Annotated in this window: 11 protein-coding genes; 10 read left to right on the top strand and 1 reads right to left on the bottom strand. The window is 69.9% G+C overall.

Annotated features, from left to right (window positions below; translation table 11 throughout):
- Positions 1–65: 65 nt before the first annotated feature.
- Genes tcuA through GKO32_RS04810 form a run of 9 tightly spaced genes read left to right on the top strand, consistent with a single transcriptional unit; the run spans position 66 to position 12,014 of the window.
- Positions 66–1,583, top strand: a complete 1,518-nt coding sequence (tcuA, locus tag GKO32_RS04850) for an FAD-dependent tricarballylate dehydrogenase TcuA (RefSeq protein WP_154755568.1) — start codon at positions 66–68, stop codon at positions 1,581–1,583.
- Positions 1,580–2,989: an MmgE/PrpD family protein gene (locus GKO32_RS04845; protein ID WP_154755567.1), complete on the top strand. Its 1,410-nt coding sequence runs from the start codon at positions 1,580–1,582 to the stop codon at positions 2,987–2,989. Before tcuA ends, GKO32_RS04845 begins: the two co-directional genes overlap by 4 nt.
- The gene (locus tag GKO32_RS40060; RefSeq protein WP_154755566.1) at positions 2,986–4,362 is read left to right on the top strand and encodes an MmgE/PrpD family protein; all 1,377 of its coding nucleotides are present in this window, start codon (positions 2,986–2,988) and stop codon (positions 4,360–4,362) included. The genes GKO32_RS04845 and GKO32_RS40060 overlap by 4 nt, the downstream gene beginning before the upstream one ends.
- Positions 4,359–5,846: an aldehyde dehydrogenase family protein gene (locus GKO32_RS04835; protein ID WP_208024278.1), complete on the top strand. Its 1,488-nt coding sequence runs from the start codon at positions 4,359–4,361 to the stop codon at positions 5,844–5,846. The genes GKO32_RS40060 and GKO32_RS04835 overlap by 4 nt, the downstream gene beginning before the upstream one ends.
- A gap of 30 nt (positions 5,847–5,876) precedes the next feature.
- Positions 5,877–7,232 carry an MFS transporter gene (locus GKO32_RS04830; RefSeq protein ID WP_154755565.1) on the top strand — a complete coding sequence of 452 codons (1,356 nt, stop codon included), beginning with the start codon at positions 5,877–5,879 and terminating at the stop codon, positions 7,230–7,232.
- Positions 7,216–7,872 (top strand): cyclase family protein, encoded by a 657-nt coding sequence (locus GKO32_RS04825; RefSeq protein WP_154755564.1) that lies wholly within the window; start codon positions 7,216–7,218, stop codon positions 7,870–7,872. Before GKO32_RS04830 ends, GKO32_RS04825 begins: the two co-directional genes overlap by 17 nt.
- Complete coding sequence (locus tag GKO32_RS04820; RefSeq protein WP_154755563.1) at positions 7,869–9,044, top strand: mandelate racemase/muconate lactonizing enzyme family protein; 1,176 nt, start codon at positions 7,869–7,871, stop codon at positions 9,042–9,044. The genes GKO32_RS04825 and GKO32_RS04820 overlap by 4 nt, the downstream gene beginning before the upstream one ends.
- Positions 9,037–10,566, top strand: coding sequence for a GMC family oxidoreductase (locus GKO32_RS04815; RefSeq protein WP_154755562.1), 1,530 nt, complete (start codon positions 9,037–9,039; stop codon positions 10,564–10,566). Before GKO32_RS04820 ends, GKO32_RS04815 begins: the two co-directional genes overlap by 8 nt.
- Complete coding sequence (locus GKO32_RS04810; RefSeq protein ID WP_312867488.1) at positions 10,563–12,014, top strand: aldehyde dehydrogenase; 1,452 nt, start codon at positions 10,563–10,565, stop codon at positions 12,012–12,014. Before GKO32_RS04815 ends, GKO32_RS04810 begins: the two co-directional genes overlap by 4 nt.
- Before the next feature lie 26 nt (positions 12,015–12,040).
- On the opposite strand, the gene GKO32_RS38305 is transcribed toward GKO32_RS04810, so the two are convergent.
- Entirely contained in the window at positions 12,041–13,180 is a 1,140-nt protein-coding gene (locus tag GKO32_RS38305) for a helix-turn-helix domain-containing protein (protein ID WP_208024277.1), read from the bottom strand.
- 238 nt (positions 13,181–13,418) lie between these two features.
- On the opposite strand from GKO32_RS38305, the gene GKO32_RS04800 reads away from it, so the two are divergent.
- Positions 13,419–14,519, top strand: a complete 1,101-nt coding sequence (locus tag GKO32_RS04800) for a C40 family peptidase (protein ID WP_154755561.1) — start codon at positions 13,419–13,421, stop codon at positions 14,517–14,519.
- The last annotated feature ends 32 nt before the right edge of the window (positions 14,520–14,551 follow it).

Here is a 14,551-nt window from a genome sequence, read left to right as displayed (position 1 = left end):
CCGTCAGTATGCCAGCATAGTATAATGTTCTGCTCCAGCATAATTTCCGGTGATACGCTCCCGGCATGGCTGAGGGTACATACGACGTCGTGGTCGTGGGCGGGGGAAACGCGGCACTGTGCGCCGCGCTTTCCGCGGCGGGAGAAGGTGCCCGCGTGCTCGTCCTGGAACGTGCGCCGGAAAAGGAACGCGGCGGCAACAGTGTCTACACCGACGGCCTCATGCGCGTCGTGTACGACGGCGCCGCCGACATCCGGGCGCTCGCCCCCGATCTCACCGACGAGGAAATGGAAATCTCCGATTTCGGCCAGTACACCGAATCGGATTTCTTCGACGACATGGCCAGGATCACCCAGTACCGGACCGATCCCGACCTGTGCGAGATCCTGGTCAAGCGCAGCAAGGAAACCCTGCTCTGGATGCGGGACCAGGGCGTGCGGTTCATGCCGAACTTCGGCCGCCAGGCGTACAAAGTGGACGGAAGGTTCACCTTCTGGGGCGGCGCCACCATCGCCGTCGCCGCGGGCGGCCCCGGTCTGATCGAGGCGCTGTACAAGGCGGCTGGGCGGCGCGGGGTCGACGTGCGTTACGGCGCCTGGGTGTCCGACCTCATCCGTGACGACGACGGGGTGCACGGGGTGCGCGCCAGGATCGACGGCGCCACAAGGGAATTCCGGGCCGGCTCGGTCGTGCTCGCGTGCGGCGGTTTCGAGGCCAACGCGGAGATGCGCACGCGTTATCTGGGCCCAGGCTGGGATCTGGCGAAGGTGCGCGGCAGCCGCTACAACACCGGTGACGGGCTGGAGATGGCGCTGCGGGCCGGGGCGCAGCCGTTCGGGCACTGGTCGGGCTGTCACTCGGTGGCCTGGGAACGCAACGCGACCGACTTCGGCGATCTCGTGCTGACGCCCCAGTTTCAGCGGCACAACTACCCGTTCGCGGTCGTAGTCAACGCCGAGGGCAAGCGGTTCGTCGACGAGGGCGCGGATTTCCGCAACTACACCTACGCCGCCTACGGCCGCGCGGTGCTCCAGCAGCCCGGCCAGGTGGCGTGGCAGATCTTCGACAGCAAGACCGAGCACCTGATGCGCGACGAATACCGCACCCGGCACGTCTCGAAGGTGAAGGCGAACACGCTGGAGGAACTGGCGAAGAAGCTCGGCGACGAGGTCGACGGCGCTCAGCTGCTGCGCACGATCGCGGAATTCAACGACGCGGTGCGCGACGAGATTCCCTTCAACCCCAACGTGAAGGACGGCCGCAGCGCCGACGGGCTGCCCGTGCCGCGCAGCAACTGGGCGGTCAAGCTCGACACCGCGCCGTACACGGCCTATGCGGTGACGTGCGGGATCACGTTCACCTTCGGTGGCGTGAAGATCGACAACCACGGCCAGGTGCTGGACACGAGCGGGGAAACCATTCCCGGCCTGTTCGCCGCGGGCGAGATGGTCGGCGGGATTTTTTATCACAACTATCCCGGCGCGAGCGGGCTCACGAGCGGCGCGGTGTTCGGCCGCCTCGCCGGTGCCGGGGCCGCCCACGCCGCCGGTGCGCACACCGGGGAAAGGAGCGCCACCCGATGACCGGCACGATCGACAGCGCGGTCGCCACCCGGCCCGTGACGCGGGAACTGGCCACGTTCGCCGCGGAACTGCGGTACGAGAACCTGCCGCCCGAAGTGATCGCGATGGCCAAGCGCTGCGTCCTGGACAGCCTCGGTTGCGGCATCTACGGGTCCGCGACGCCCTGGGTCGACGCGGTGGCCCGCACGGTCGGGCTGCTGGGCCAGGCCGCGACGGCGAGCACCTGGGGCCGCCCTCTCAAGGCCGACCCGCTGGGCGCGGTGATGATCAACGGCACCGCGGCACAGGGCTACGAACTGGACGACTGCCACGACCAGTCCATGTCGCACTACGGCGCGGGTGTCGTCCCGGCGGTGCTGGCCGTCGCCGAGGCGATGGGCCCGTTCGACGGCAAGCAGATCGTCACCGCGGTGGTCGCCGGGTACGAGGTCGGCACCAGGGTCGGCAACACCGTCAGCCCGAGCGCTTTCCACCGCGGCTTCCACCCGTGCGGGCTGACCAGCACGTTCGCCTCGGCCGCCGCGATCAGCACGCTGCTGGGACTGGACGCCGGACAGTACGTGAACGCGCTGGGGCTCGCCGGTTCCCAGGCGGCGGGGCTGATGGCGGCGCAGTACGGCGCGATGGCGAAACGGTTCCACTCGGGCAAAGCGGCGCAGAACGGGATCATCGCCGCCCTCGCCGCCCGCGAAGGGCTGACCGGGGTGCGCGACGTGCTGGAGGCGCCCTACGGCGGCTTCTGTTCCACCTACGCCGCCGAGTACGACCTCGACTACGCGGTCCGGGAACTGGGCGAGCACTGGGAAATCCTGCGCAACGGTTTCAAGCAGTACTCGTCGCTGGCGAGTAGTCAGACCACAGTGGACGCGTTGCGGGCCATCCGCGCACGGGCCGGTATCACCGCCGACGAGGTCGAGAGCGTGCTCGTGGAGACCACCGAGATGGTGTATGTCCACTGTGGATGGCCGTACGTGCCCAACGGGGAAACCATTGCCGCGCAGATGAACCTGCCCTACACCGCGGCGGTCACGCTGATCGACGGCACCGCGTTCATCGACGGCTACACCGACGACCGGCTCGCGGACCCGCAGATTCTCGCGCTCGCCGACCGGGTCAAGGTCGTCGTCGCGCCGGATCTGGACGCGCTCGGCAAGGACGAGATGCGCGCGGTCCGGGTCACCCTGACCACGAAGTCCGGCCAGGAACACACCGAAAACGTGGTGTACCGCAGTGGGCACTGGAAGAACCCACTGTCCGATGAGGACATCGCGGCGAAGTTCCGGAACCTGGCCACCCGGGTGATCACGAGTGAGGCCGCCGACGAGATCCAGCGGGTCGTGCTCGACCTGGACAACCAGTCCGATCCGGTCGCCACGCTGGCCCGCCGTGCCGGGGAGGTCCGGTGACTCTCGCGTCGGCACTCGCCGAATTCAGCGCCGGGCTGCGCGCCGGGGCCATTCCGGAGGCGGTGCGCCGGGCCGCGCAGTGGCATGTGGTGGACTCGATCGGTGTCGCGATCGCGGGCGCCGATCCCGCGGAGACGAGCGGTGTCGCGCTGGGCCGGGCCGCGCAGGCGTGGCGCGGCATCGGCGCGACCGTCCTGGGCACCGGGTCGAGCGCGCGCCCCGAGTCCGCCGCGCTGCTCAACGGCGCGCTGGCCCAGGAACTGGAGATGGACGACAAGCACGGCTCCTCGCTCGCCCGTCCCGGTTCCACCGTCACCCCCGCGGTGCTCGCCGTCGCCGAAGAGCGGGGCGCCACGATCGAGGACGCGGTGACCGCGATCGTGGCCGGATACGAGGTGATGATCCGGCTCGGTTTCGTTGCGGGCAAACGGTTTCTTGCGCGCGGCTACCACACCAGCTCGCTGCTCGGCGGGTTCGGTGCAGCCGCCGCGGCCGGACGGCTGCGTGGGCTCGACGCCGCGCGGGTCAGCGACGCCTTCGGGATCGCGGGCACGTTCGCCTCGGGAATCCAGGAATCCACCCGCACCGGGTCGACGTCGAAGGTCCTCCACGGCGGGTGGGGCGCCCACGCGGGGATCGCCGCCACCGATCTCGCCGCGGCGGGGATCACCGGCCCCGACACGGTTTTCGAGGGCGAGATGGGGTTCTTCCGCACCCACCTCACGCCGATCGAGGGCGAGCTGGACTGGGCTGCCGGGGCGGACGGCCTCGGCACGCGCTGGCACCTGCCCGACACCGCGATCAAGCCGTACCCGTGTTGCCAGTTGTTGCACGCCTTCATCGACGGCGTCAAGCAGCTGCTGGCCGAAGGCCTCCCGGTCGGGGACATCCAGCGCATCCGGTGCCTGCTCGCGGAACCGGGACTGACCCTGGTGACCCAGCCCGCCGAACGCAAAACCCAGCCGACCGAGCCGCACGAAGCCCGGTTCAGCCTGCCGTATGTGGTGGCCAGTGCGCTGATCCACGGCGACGTGGGCCTGGCGACCTTCCGGCCGCGGGCACTGTCCGATCCGGACGTCCGGGCACTGGCGTCCACAGTGGACACCGGTGAGGATCCGGATTCCGACTACCCGAAGCATTGCCCGGCGGTACTGGAGATCGAGGCGGGGGGCCGGACGTGGCACAAGCGCGTGCCCTACCACCCTGGCTGCCCGGAGGCCCCGCTGTCCGACGACGACGTGCTCGACAAGTTCGAGCGCAACACCGGGTGGCTGCTCGGCGACGACGCCCGCAAGATCGGCGCGGAACTGGCGGCGCTGCCCGGCACGGCGACGGTCGGCGACGCGCTGGCGATGGTGGGAGGCGCAGCGTGACGGTGGCGCTGGAGGTCCGCGAATACGACCGGCTGTTCATCGGCGGCGAATGGACCGCGGCCCACTCGGGCCGGGTCATCGAATCCATCGACCCGGCCACCGAAGCCGTGTGGGCCGAGGTCGCCGAAGCCGACGAGCACGACATCGACCGGGCCGTCGCCGCGGCACGAGCCGCCATGACCGGGCCGTGGGCGAGCATGCCACCGGCCCAACGCGGGGCTCTCTTGCTGCGGCTGGCCGAACTGCTGCGGCGCGACGCGGACAGGCTCGCGGAGATCGAAAGCCGCGACAACGGCAAACCGATCCGGGACACCCGCGGCGAGATGCTGCGGGCGGCCGACTGGTTCACCTTCTTCGCCGGTGCCGCGGACAAGATCCGCGGTGCCGAGGTCCCGGTCGGGGCGCAGGCACACGCGTACACGCGCCGTCAGCCCGTCGGCGTGGTCGGCGCGATCCTGCCGTGGAACTCCCCGATCTCGCTGGCGTCGTGGAAGCTCGCCCCGGCGCTGGCCGCGGGCAACGCCGTCGTGCTGAAACCGGCGGAGCTGACCCCGGTGAGCGCGCTCGAACTGGCGAAACTGGTGGCGGAGGCCGGATTCCCGGCCGGGGTGGTCAACATCGTGCCCGGGTACGGCGGCGTCGCCGGTGCCGCACTCGCCGCGCACCCGGACGTCGACAAGATCACCTTCACCGGTGAGCATCGCACCGCACAGAAGATCATGGCATCGGCCGCGGGCACGTTGAAACGAATTTCTTTTGAGTGCGGCGGAAAATCGCCCTACCTCGTGTTCGCCGACGCCGATCTCGACCGCGCGCTGACCGTCGCGGTGCACAGCGCGTTCCGCTCCACCGGACAGTCCTGCTCGCTCGCGTCCCGCGTGTTCGTGCAGCGCCCGGTTTATGAGGAGTTCGCCACCAGGCTCGCCGAACGGGCGGCGCGGATCCGGGTCGGCCTGCCGCTCGATCCGAAGACGCACATCGGCCCACACACGTCCGCCGAGCAGCTGGCCAAAACCCGCTCCTACATCGACTACGGCCGCGACGCCGGGTTCCGGCTGCTGTGTGGCGGCGGCCGTCCCGACGGTTTCGAGCGCGGGTACTTCATCGAGCCGACCGTGTTCGCCGATGTGGACAATACTTCTCGCCTGGCACAGGAAGAGGTGTTCGGTCCGGTGCTGTCGGTACTTCCGTTCGACACCGAGGACGACGCGGTCGCGATGGCCAACGACACCCGGTACGGACTGGTCGGTGGCTTGTGGACGTCCGATGTGGCCAGAGCGCACCGGGTCGCGGCGCGGATCGAGACAGGTCTGGTGTCGGTCAACACGTTCCGCCCCATCCTGCCCGCCCTGCCCTACGGCGGGTTCAAGATGAGCGGTATCGGCAGAGAGAACGGACTGGAGGTGCTCGACGACTACACCGAAACGAAAGCGGTGTACGTCGATCTGTCCACAATGGAACCCGCGGACCCGTTCCGCGACTGACCGGTTCCCCATCCGAGAGGAGAGACAACGATGTCTGGTCCGATCGCGCGCGGCGAGCCCCGCTCGCCCTCACCGCGGCAGGTGGCCGTCGTCAGCCTTGTGGGCACGACCATCGAGTGGTATGACTTCCAGGCCTACGGGCTGGCGGCGTCGCTGGTGTTCGGCAAGCTGTTCTTCCCCGGGTTCAGCCCGGTCACGGGCACGCTGCTGTCGTTCGCCACGTTCGGCGTCGGCTTCTTCGCCCGTCCGCTGGGCAGCATCGTGTTCGGGCACCTCGGCGACCGGCTGGGCCGCCGGCGAGTGCTGATGGCGAGCCTGCTGCTGATGGGCACCGCGACGGTGCTGATCGGCTTCCTGCCCGGCTACGCCCAGATCGGCGTCGCCGCCCCGATTCTGCTGGTGCTGCTGCGGTTGTGCCAGGGCTTCGGCATCGGCGGCGAGTGGGGTGGCGCCGCGGTGTACGCGGTGGAGTCCGCGCCGGACGGGCAGCGCGGGCGATACGGCGGCTGGCCGCAGGTCGGTTCGCCGCTGGGACTGCTGATCGCGACGATCGTGTTCTCCCTCATCGGCCTCATGCCGGGCGATGCCCTGCGGGCCTGGGGGTGGCGGATCCCGTTCCTGCTCAGCGCCGTGCTGGTGGTCGTCGGCCTCTACATGCGCCGCAACCTCGAGGACACGCGCGCGTTCGCGAAAGCGCGCGAGCAGAAGGCACTGACCCGCTACCCGGTGCTGTCCGTGCTGCGCCGTCACCCGCGCGAACTGTTGCTCACCTTCGGCATGTTCTCCGCGACCAGCGGTGGGTTCTACATGTTCGTCACGTTCATCCCGGCCTACGGCAACACCACCGTGCACGCGCCGAAACCGGCGCTGTTCGGCGGACTGCTGGCGTTCGCCGTCGCCGAGTTGCTGGCGGTGATCATCGCAACCAGGCTGACCGACCGGGTGGGCCGGCGCCCGGTGTTCCTCGGCTGCGCGATCTTCACCATCGTCGCGGCCTACCCATTGTTCCTGGTGGTGCAGGCGGGTTCGGCGGCCGGGATCGTGGTGGTGATGCTGATCGGCGGCGTGCTGATCGGGGTGATGTACGGCATCCCGGGCGCGCTGGCGCCCGAGCTGTTCCCGCCCGAGGTCCGCTACAGCGGTGCGGGGCTGGGTTACCAGACGTCCGCGGCCATCGTCGGCGGCCTGACTCCCGTGGTGACGACCGCGGCGGCCGCCGGTGCCGGGGCGACCTGGCCGGTGGCGGTGTTGCTGGCGTTCTTCGCCGCGCTCGGCCTGGTCGCGGTCGCCCGCTGCCGCGAAACCGGCCGGGATGGCCTGCGCGAGTCCGCTACGGGGAGCACCATCGTCGGGGTGAGGGAGGAAAGCCATGTCCCAGGTCATTGACCTGTCACGCCCGCTGGAGCCGGGGATGCCGCACGCACGGACCATTCCAGCGGCGGAGTTCACCCAGGTCCGCACGTGGGGCGAGCACCGGATGCGGGCGATGCGCCTGGACCTGCCGACGCATATCGGCACCCATCTCGACGCGCCGTCGCATTTCGTCGAGGACGGCACCACCATCGACCAGGTGCCACCCTCGGCGCTGGTCGGGCGGGCGTACTGCGCGGAAATCCTGCGTGCCGGGCCGGATCCGGTCACCGCGGCCGACTTGAAGTCCATTGTGGACATCCAGCCCGGTGACGCGCTGCTGATCCGTACCGGCTGGGACGATCGCTACGGCGACCCCGAATACGTCGACCGGCACCCATATCTGACCGTGGACGCGGCGGAATGGGTGGTGGCACAAGGACTCCGCCTCGTCGGCACGGACACGATCACGCCGGAGTACCCGATGGGCCTGCGCCCGCCGGACTACCACCACGACGTGCACGGCACGTTGCTCGGCGCCGGCACGTTGATCGTGGAGAACCTGGTGCTGCGCGAGATCGCGGACCGGTGGGTCACGTTGTTCCTCGGTGCGCTCAACGTACTCGGTGGTGACGGCGCACCGGCACGGGCACTGGCAGTCTGGAGCGGGGAATGAAGATCGAACGAGTCGATGTCGTGGTCACCGAGCTGGCCGGGCGCGTGCGCCGGAGCATGTCCAGCGGCGCCTACGACACCGGCCCGGCCGGTTCGCCGATGGGCAAACCGGTGCTGGTGCGGATCCATGCCGAAGGTGTCGTCGGCTACGGGCAGGTCCGGCCGACGGCGCCGGGCCATTTCGTGCCGGACACGGTGCACAGTGTCGTCGCGGCGATCCGCGACATCTACGGCCCGTACCTGATCGGCAAGGACGTGTTCGACATCGAGCAGATCTGGGCCGATTTCGACCTGCTGCTGCCGTTCAACTCCAACGCCCGCGCGGCGGTGGACTTCGCCTTGCACGACGCGATGGGCAAGGCCGCCGGGCTGCCGGTGCACAAGCTGATCGGCGGGCTGTGCCAGTCCCGCATCCCGCTGGAATGGTCGGTGAGCCTCGCCGACGACGTGCGCGCCATGGTCGCCGACGCGGAGCGTGCGGTGGGGGAGTTCGGCATCCGGGTGCTGTGCCTCAAGGCCGGCGCGCGCGGCTGGCGCGAGGACGTGCGGAACTTCGCCGCCGTACGGGAAGCCGTCGGCCCGGAGGTGGTGATCGGCGTCGACCCGAACACCGGCTGGCTGGTGAGCGAGACGATCCAGGCCATGAACGCATTGTCGGCGCTCGATCTGGGCTATGTCGAGCAACCCGTTGGCCGGCGCGATATCGCGGGCCTCGCCCGGGTGCGCGCGGCGGCGAACGGGGTGCCCGTGATGGCCGACGAAAGCCTGTTCACCCTGCACGACGCGTACGAACTGGCGAAGGCCGAAGCCGTGGATGTGTTGTGTATCAAGCTGTACAAGACCGGCGGCATCCACCCGGCCAAGCGGATCGCGGCGATCGCCGAGGCGTCGGCGATGCGGCTGAACATCGGCGGGCTGGCAGTGCAGTCGCAGCTGGAAGCGGCCGCGGGGGCGCACTTCTGCGCGAGCCTGCCGGAGCGGCAGGTGATGCCGGGGGCGGAATTCATCTTCGGGCTCGGTGTCGCCGGCCCCGATCCGCTGGTCGGCGAAAGCGGCTTCGCCATCCGCGACGGGCACGTCGAAGTGCCGGCCGGGCCCGGTCTCGGCATCACGATCGACGAGGAAGCCGTTGCGGCACGGACGATTCTGAGCGAGACGGTGTCGCGTGGCTGAGAGGGCGGAGATGGATTGCATTGTGGTGGGTGCCGGGTCGGCCGGTGCCGCGCTGGCCGGGCGGCTGAGCGAGAATCCCGGTTTCCAGGTGCTGTTGCTGGAGGCCGGGCCCGACTGGCAGGCCGCGGACTGCCCGCCGAGCCTGCGCAACCCGGTCAACATGTACAAGTGGGATGTCACGACCCACGGCGCCGTCCCGGCCGGCTACCAGTGGCAGGGCCAGTCCGCGCTGCGGATCGCCGGCCGTGAAGCCGCGCCGTACCTGCGTGGCCGCGGGCTCGGCGGGTGCTCCTCGGTCAACGGCTGCTACGCGATCCGGCCGCCGGTCGAGGAGTTCGCCGACTGGGCGCTGCCCGGCTGGTCCGCCGATGACGTGCTGCCGTACTTCCTCCGCCTGGAACGCGACGCCGATTTCGGCGAAGAGCCGTACCACAATCAGGGCGGACCGACGCCGATAACCCGGGTGCCGCAACAGGACTGGGGCACGATCGACGAGGGCATGCGTGATTCGGCGCTGAGCATGGGACACAAGTGGGAGCCCGACCACAACGCGCCCGGCACCGAGGGTATCGCGCTGACCGCGTCGAACATCGAGAACGGCTTGCGCATCACCACGAACGACTCCTATCTGGAACCGGCCCGCGCGCGTGAAAACCTGCAGATCATCGGTGGCGCACTGGTGGACCGCGTCCTGTTCGAGGGCGGCAGGGCCGCCGGTGTTTCGGCCATTGTGGACGGTGAACCACGCGAATTCCGTGCGGCGCAAGTGATCCTGAGTGCGGGTGCCCTGCTCAGCCCCGCGATCCTGCAACGGTCGGGTATCGGCCCGGCGGATTTGTTGCGGTCATTGGACATTCCGGTGCGCCACGATCTTCCCGTCGGCGCCGGGTTGCAGGACCACGCGGGGTTCGAGCTGCTGCTGCGAGTGCCCGGCGCGAGCCCGGCCCGCAGCGGGCGGCGGCGCGGCAACTGCACCCTGCGGCACAGCTCGGGTCTGCCGGACTCCGGGTTCGGCGACCTGCTGCTCACCGACGTCAACGTGGCCCCCGATGGCGAACTCGGTGGTCTGCTGTGCAAGCTGGCGCAGTGCCATTCCCGGGGTTCGGTGCGGATCAGCTCGGCCGACCCGGGCACGCCACCTGCCGCGGATTTCAACCTCCTCGGCGATCCTCGTGACGTGACCCTGGCCCGGTTCGCGTTGCGCCACGCCTTCGATCTGGTGCGGGCGGGCGGTTTCCCCACCGGAACGTCCTTTGTGGACGTCAACGGGAACGAGGTGGACCTGTCGATGTCCGATGGTGAGCTGGACGCGTGGGCGGCGTCGGTCATCCGGGACACCGCGCACGCGGCGAGTGGTTGCGGGATCGGCAGCGTCCTCGACCCGGAGTGCCGGGTGCTGGGCGTGCCGAACCTGCGCGTGGCCGACACGTCGGTGCTGCCGACCGTGCCGCGCGCGAACACCCATCTGACCGCGATCATGGTCGGCGAGCGGGTGGCCGACTGGGTGGGGAGGGACCGGTGAAGGACTACACGAACCAGTACGTCGGCGGTGGGTGGCGGCGGGGTTCGGGCGCCGGGTTCGAGTCGATCGACCCGTTTTCCGGCGAGCCGTGGGTGCGGCTGACCACGGCGACCGCCGACGACGTCGCGACCGCGATCGGTGCGGCGGAGCAGGCCGCACCCGCGTGGGGCCGCACCCCCGGCGTCGAACGCGGCCGGTTGCTGGATGAGCTGGCCGATGCCTTGCGGGACAACGTGGAGCTGCTCGCGGAGATCGAAACCCGGGACAGCGGCAAGGTGTTCCGGGAGAACAAGGCGCAGATCTCCTTCGCCGCAAGGAATTACCATTTTCATGCCGGTAACGCGGACAAGCTGACGGGGGAGTCGAAGCCGCTCGACAGTGACGAGATCGTCGACTTCACCACGCGGGAACCGATCGGCGTCACCGCGCTCATCACGGCGTGCAACTCGCCGCTGAGTCAGCTCGCGAACAAGCTCGCGCCCGCGCTGGCGGCGGGGAACACCGCGGTGGTGAAGCCGTCCGAGCACGCGAGCGCGAGCACGCTGGAGTTCGCGCGGCTGGTGGACGAGATCGGTTTCCCCGCCGGGGTGATCAACGTCGTGACCGGGGCGGGGGAGACCGGGACCGCGCTCACGTCCGACGCGCGGGTCGGCAAGATCAGCTTCACGGGTGGCCCTGGCACCGCGCGGCGGGTGGCCGCGAACGCGGCGGCGAACCTGGTGCCCTGCGTGTTCGAGCTGGGCGGAAAATCGGCCAACATCGTTTTCGACGACGCGGATCTCGAGCGCGCGATCGTCGGTGCGGTGGCGGGTGTGTTCGCCGCGGGCGGGCAGACTTGTATCGCGGGCTCGCGATTGCTGGTACAGGACGGAATCTACGACGAGGTGGTCGCCGCGCTCGCCGAACGGGCCGGCGCGATCCGGCTGGGCGACCCGATGGACCCGGCGACCGAGATGGGCCCGATCGCGCACCGCGCCCAGCACGAGTCGGTGCTGACGCGGATCGACGAGGCGGTCGCGGACGGCGCACGCATGGTGGCGGGCGGCCCGGCGGACGGTTTGTTCGTGCGGCCCACGGTTTTCGCCGACGTGACCCCGGAAATGCGGCTGGCGCGGCACGAGGTGTTCGGCCCGGTGCTGGCGGTGCTGCGCTTCACGGACGAGCCTTCGGCGGTGGCCATGGCGAACGGCACGGATTATGGCCTGGCGTCAGGAATCTGGACGAGGGACATCAGCCGCGCCCACCGCGTGGCGAAACGCCTCGACGCCGGCACGGTGTGGATCAACACCTACCGGGCGAGTGCCGCCCAAGCCCCCTTCGGCGGCACGAAACGCAGCGGCTACGGCCGGGAACGCGGCACGGAGGCACTGCTGGAGTACACGCGCACGAAGAACACGATGATCGACCTGTCCACCAGCGACCGGGACCCGTTCAGACTGGCCACCTGAGGGGCCAGGTCCGGCTGCGGTGCCCCTCAGCTAACGGGATACTGGCAGGCCGATCGCGTCGCGGCGTCCAGTGCGGTGGCTGACAGGGTGGTGGGGGTGCCGTGCTCGGGGTCGTCCGGCTGGAGTGTTCGCGCGTCGATCACCGTCGTGGGGCCGTCGCCGCCCAGGCAGGCGACCGCGGCGATGGTGATGCTCTGCTGCGGCGCCGGCGCGGTGGGGGAGCGGTCCGGTTGCCAGTGGGTTTCGAAGGCGGGCGCGGCGGTGAACGCGAGCTGCCGCCACCGGGGGCCGTCGGAGTCGTTGGTGCGCAACGCCGTGAAGCCGACGATCTTGATGCCCTGCCCGCTCGCCTGCAGACGTAGTTCGGTTCCGTTCTGGCTGACCGTCAACTGGATGGCCGTGGGTGGCGCGACGTTTCCGGCACACGAGGACGGGCCGAGCGTGTGGGGCGGATTTCCGTGTACGACGCCGGAAGCCATCACATCCCCGCCGGGCAGGATGAACCAGCGGGTGTCCGGGGTGCCCGAGGTCTCGTCCATCACGGTGTCGCCGAGGCAGTAACCGGCGAAAGTGACGGTGCAGCCCGCGGGAACGGTCCGGCTGACGGGAGCGGACAGCGCAGCCGCGGCACGCACTCTGGTGAACGTGTACGTCAGCCCCGTGAAGGCCCCCGGCTCGGCGCCGGGGCAGCCGGCCTGCTGGGAGCCGGCCGGGAACCAGATCCGCGGGACGAGGACCAGACCACTGGCCAGCACGACCAGAACCACCGCCACGACGACGAGAACGCGTCGCCGTGGCCACCGCCGTGGACGAGCCCGTTGCGGCGCAGGCGACTCAGGCGGCGACGGCGGCCCGGAAGCCTTGGGGGACTGGGGATCGGGCGCCCGCGTCGGTTCGGTGCTCGTCTCGGCGGCGAGGTCATGCCACCGCAGCCGCCACTCGTCGACGTCACCGCCACACGCGCCGACGAACGCCAGGGTGACGTCGAGGCTCGGCCGGCGCTGGCCACGCGCGGCCTCGGACAGTGTGGCCGCGCTGTAACCCGCCCGGTGCGCCAATGCCCGGTACGTCGGGCTGCCCGCCTTCTCCCGCAGGTTCCGCAAGTCGTGCGCGAATGCCTGGACTGGTCCGGCGGTCGGGTCGACGGGTCGCGGGCGACGAGCCATCCAGTTTTCCTGCCTCTGCCGTCACGAGCAATGCTGCGGTCATATTCCTTACTACGCGGCACTTTCCTCCAGCGCCAGCGGATTGCCCGCGTCGGACGGTGGCGCTGTGCCGGTTGGCTGATTGACTGGCCGTGATTGACCAGGGCGGACAGGCATACCAGCCAACGAATCCGGGCCCGAAGATGGGCTTCTCGGGGGCGCCGGGTGACATCCGGCCGGATTCCATGGGGGAGTCACCATGAAACGGGGGCTGGGCGTAGCGCTGGCCTGTGTCGTCGGCGTCATGCCATTGCTGGGCACAGGCACGGCATGGGCCGCGGAGTCGTATCCGGTCAAGACCACGCTGGACGGCCGCACCGTGAAGGACCCGGACGTGCCGGTGGGCACGAAACGGGTCGCCGACCTGTACCCGGCCGGCAGCGATGTCGACCTGGTCTGCCAGCAGCGGGGGCCCGGCTACGGCGGCAGCGACATCTGGGACCTCACCACGGACGGTCTGTGGGTGCCGGATGCGTATGTCCTGACGGGCTCGACGGGGATGGTCATGCCGGAATGCCGGATCCCACAGGCGTTTCCGGCCCGGGTCGACCTCAACGGGCGGCTGCACAAGGGGGACGCCGCCGACGCGCCCGGCTCGGTACCGGACAGGTACCGGGCCGGGCAGCAGATCACGATCGACTGCCAGGCCGCCACCGGCAACGGCATGATCTGGGACCACACCGGCGATGGCCTCTGGGTTCCGGACACGTACGTGAGCACCGGCACCGACGGGTTCGTCGCCGGCCTGCCCCGCTGCGACACCGACGGCATCGAAGGTCACGGCTCCGGCGTGCACGGCCGCAACACCGGCCCCGCCGGCCCGTCCACCGGAACCACCGCCGAAAAGCTCACCCGGGTGCTCGACGCCGCCACCTCGCAGCTGGGCAAGGGCCTGACCTACGCGTGGGGCGCGGGCGGTAAAGGTGGCCCGTCGTCGGGGATCCACCACTATCCCGACGGCGATCCGGCGGAGGGCGACGACTACGACCGGTTCGGGTTCGACTGCTCCGGCCTGACGCTGTACGCGTACTGGGCCGGCGCCGGTATCGACATCGGCAGCTGGACCGGCCCGCAGTATCAGCAGGGGCGCGCCGTTGCGCTTGCCCAGCGCGCGCCCGGCGACCTGGTGTTCTGGGGCCCGGACGCCGACGATCCGTCGACGACCACTCATGTGGCGATCTACCTTGGCGACGACCGGATCCTCGAAGCCGCGCCGCCACGCGACACCAGCAGCGTGCACGTCGCGAGCCTCGGTTCGCATGGTCAACCGCTGACCACTGTCCGCCGAATTCTCGGCTGATCCACGGAAATCCGAAACAACAGAAGGGGTGC

Source organism: Amycolatopsis pithecellobii, assembly GCF_009707865.1.
Classification (GTDB): Bacteria; Actinomycetota; Actinomycetes; order Mycobacteriales; family Pseudonocardiaceae; genus Amycolatopsis_E; species Amycolatopsis_E pithecellobii.
This window is presented reverse-complemented; position numbering and strand designations above follow the sequence as displayed.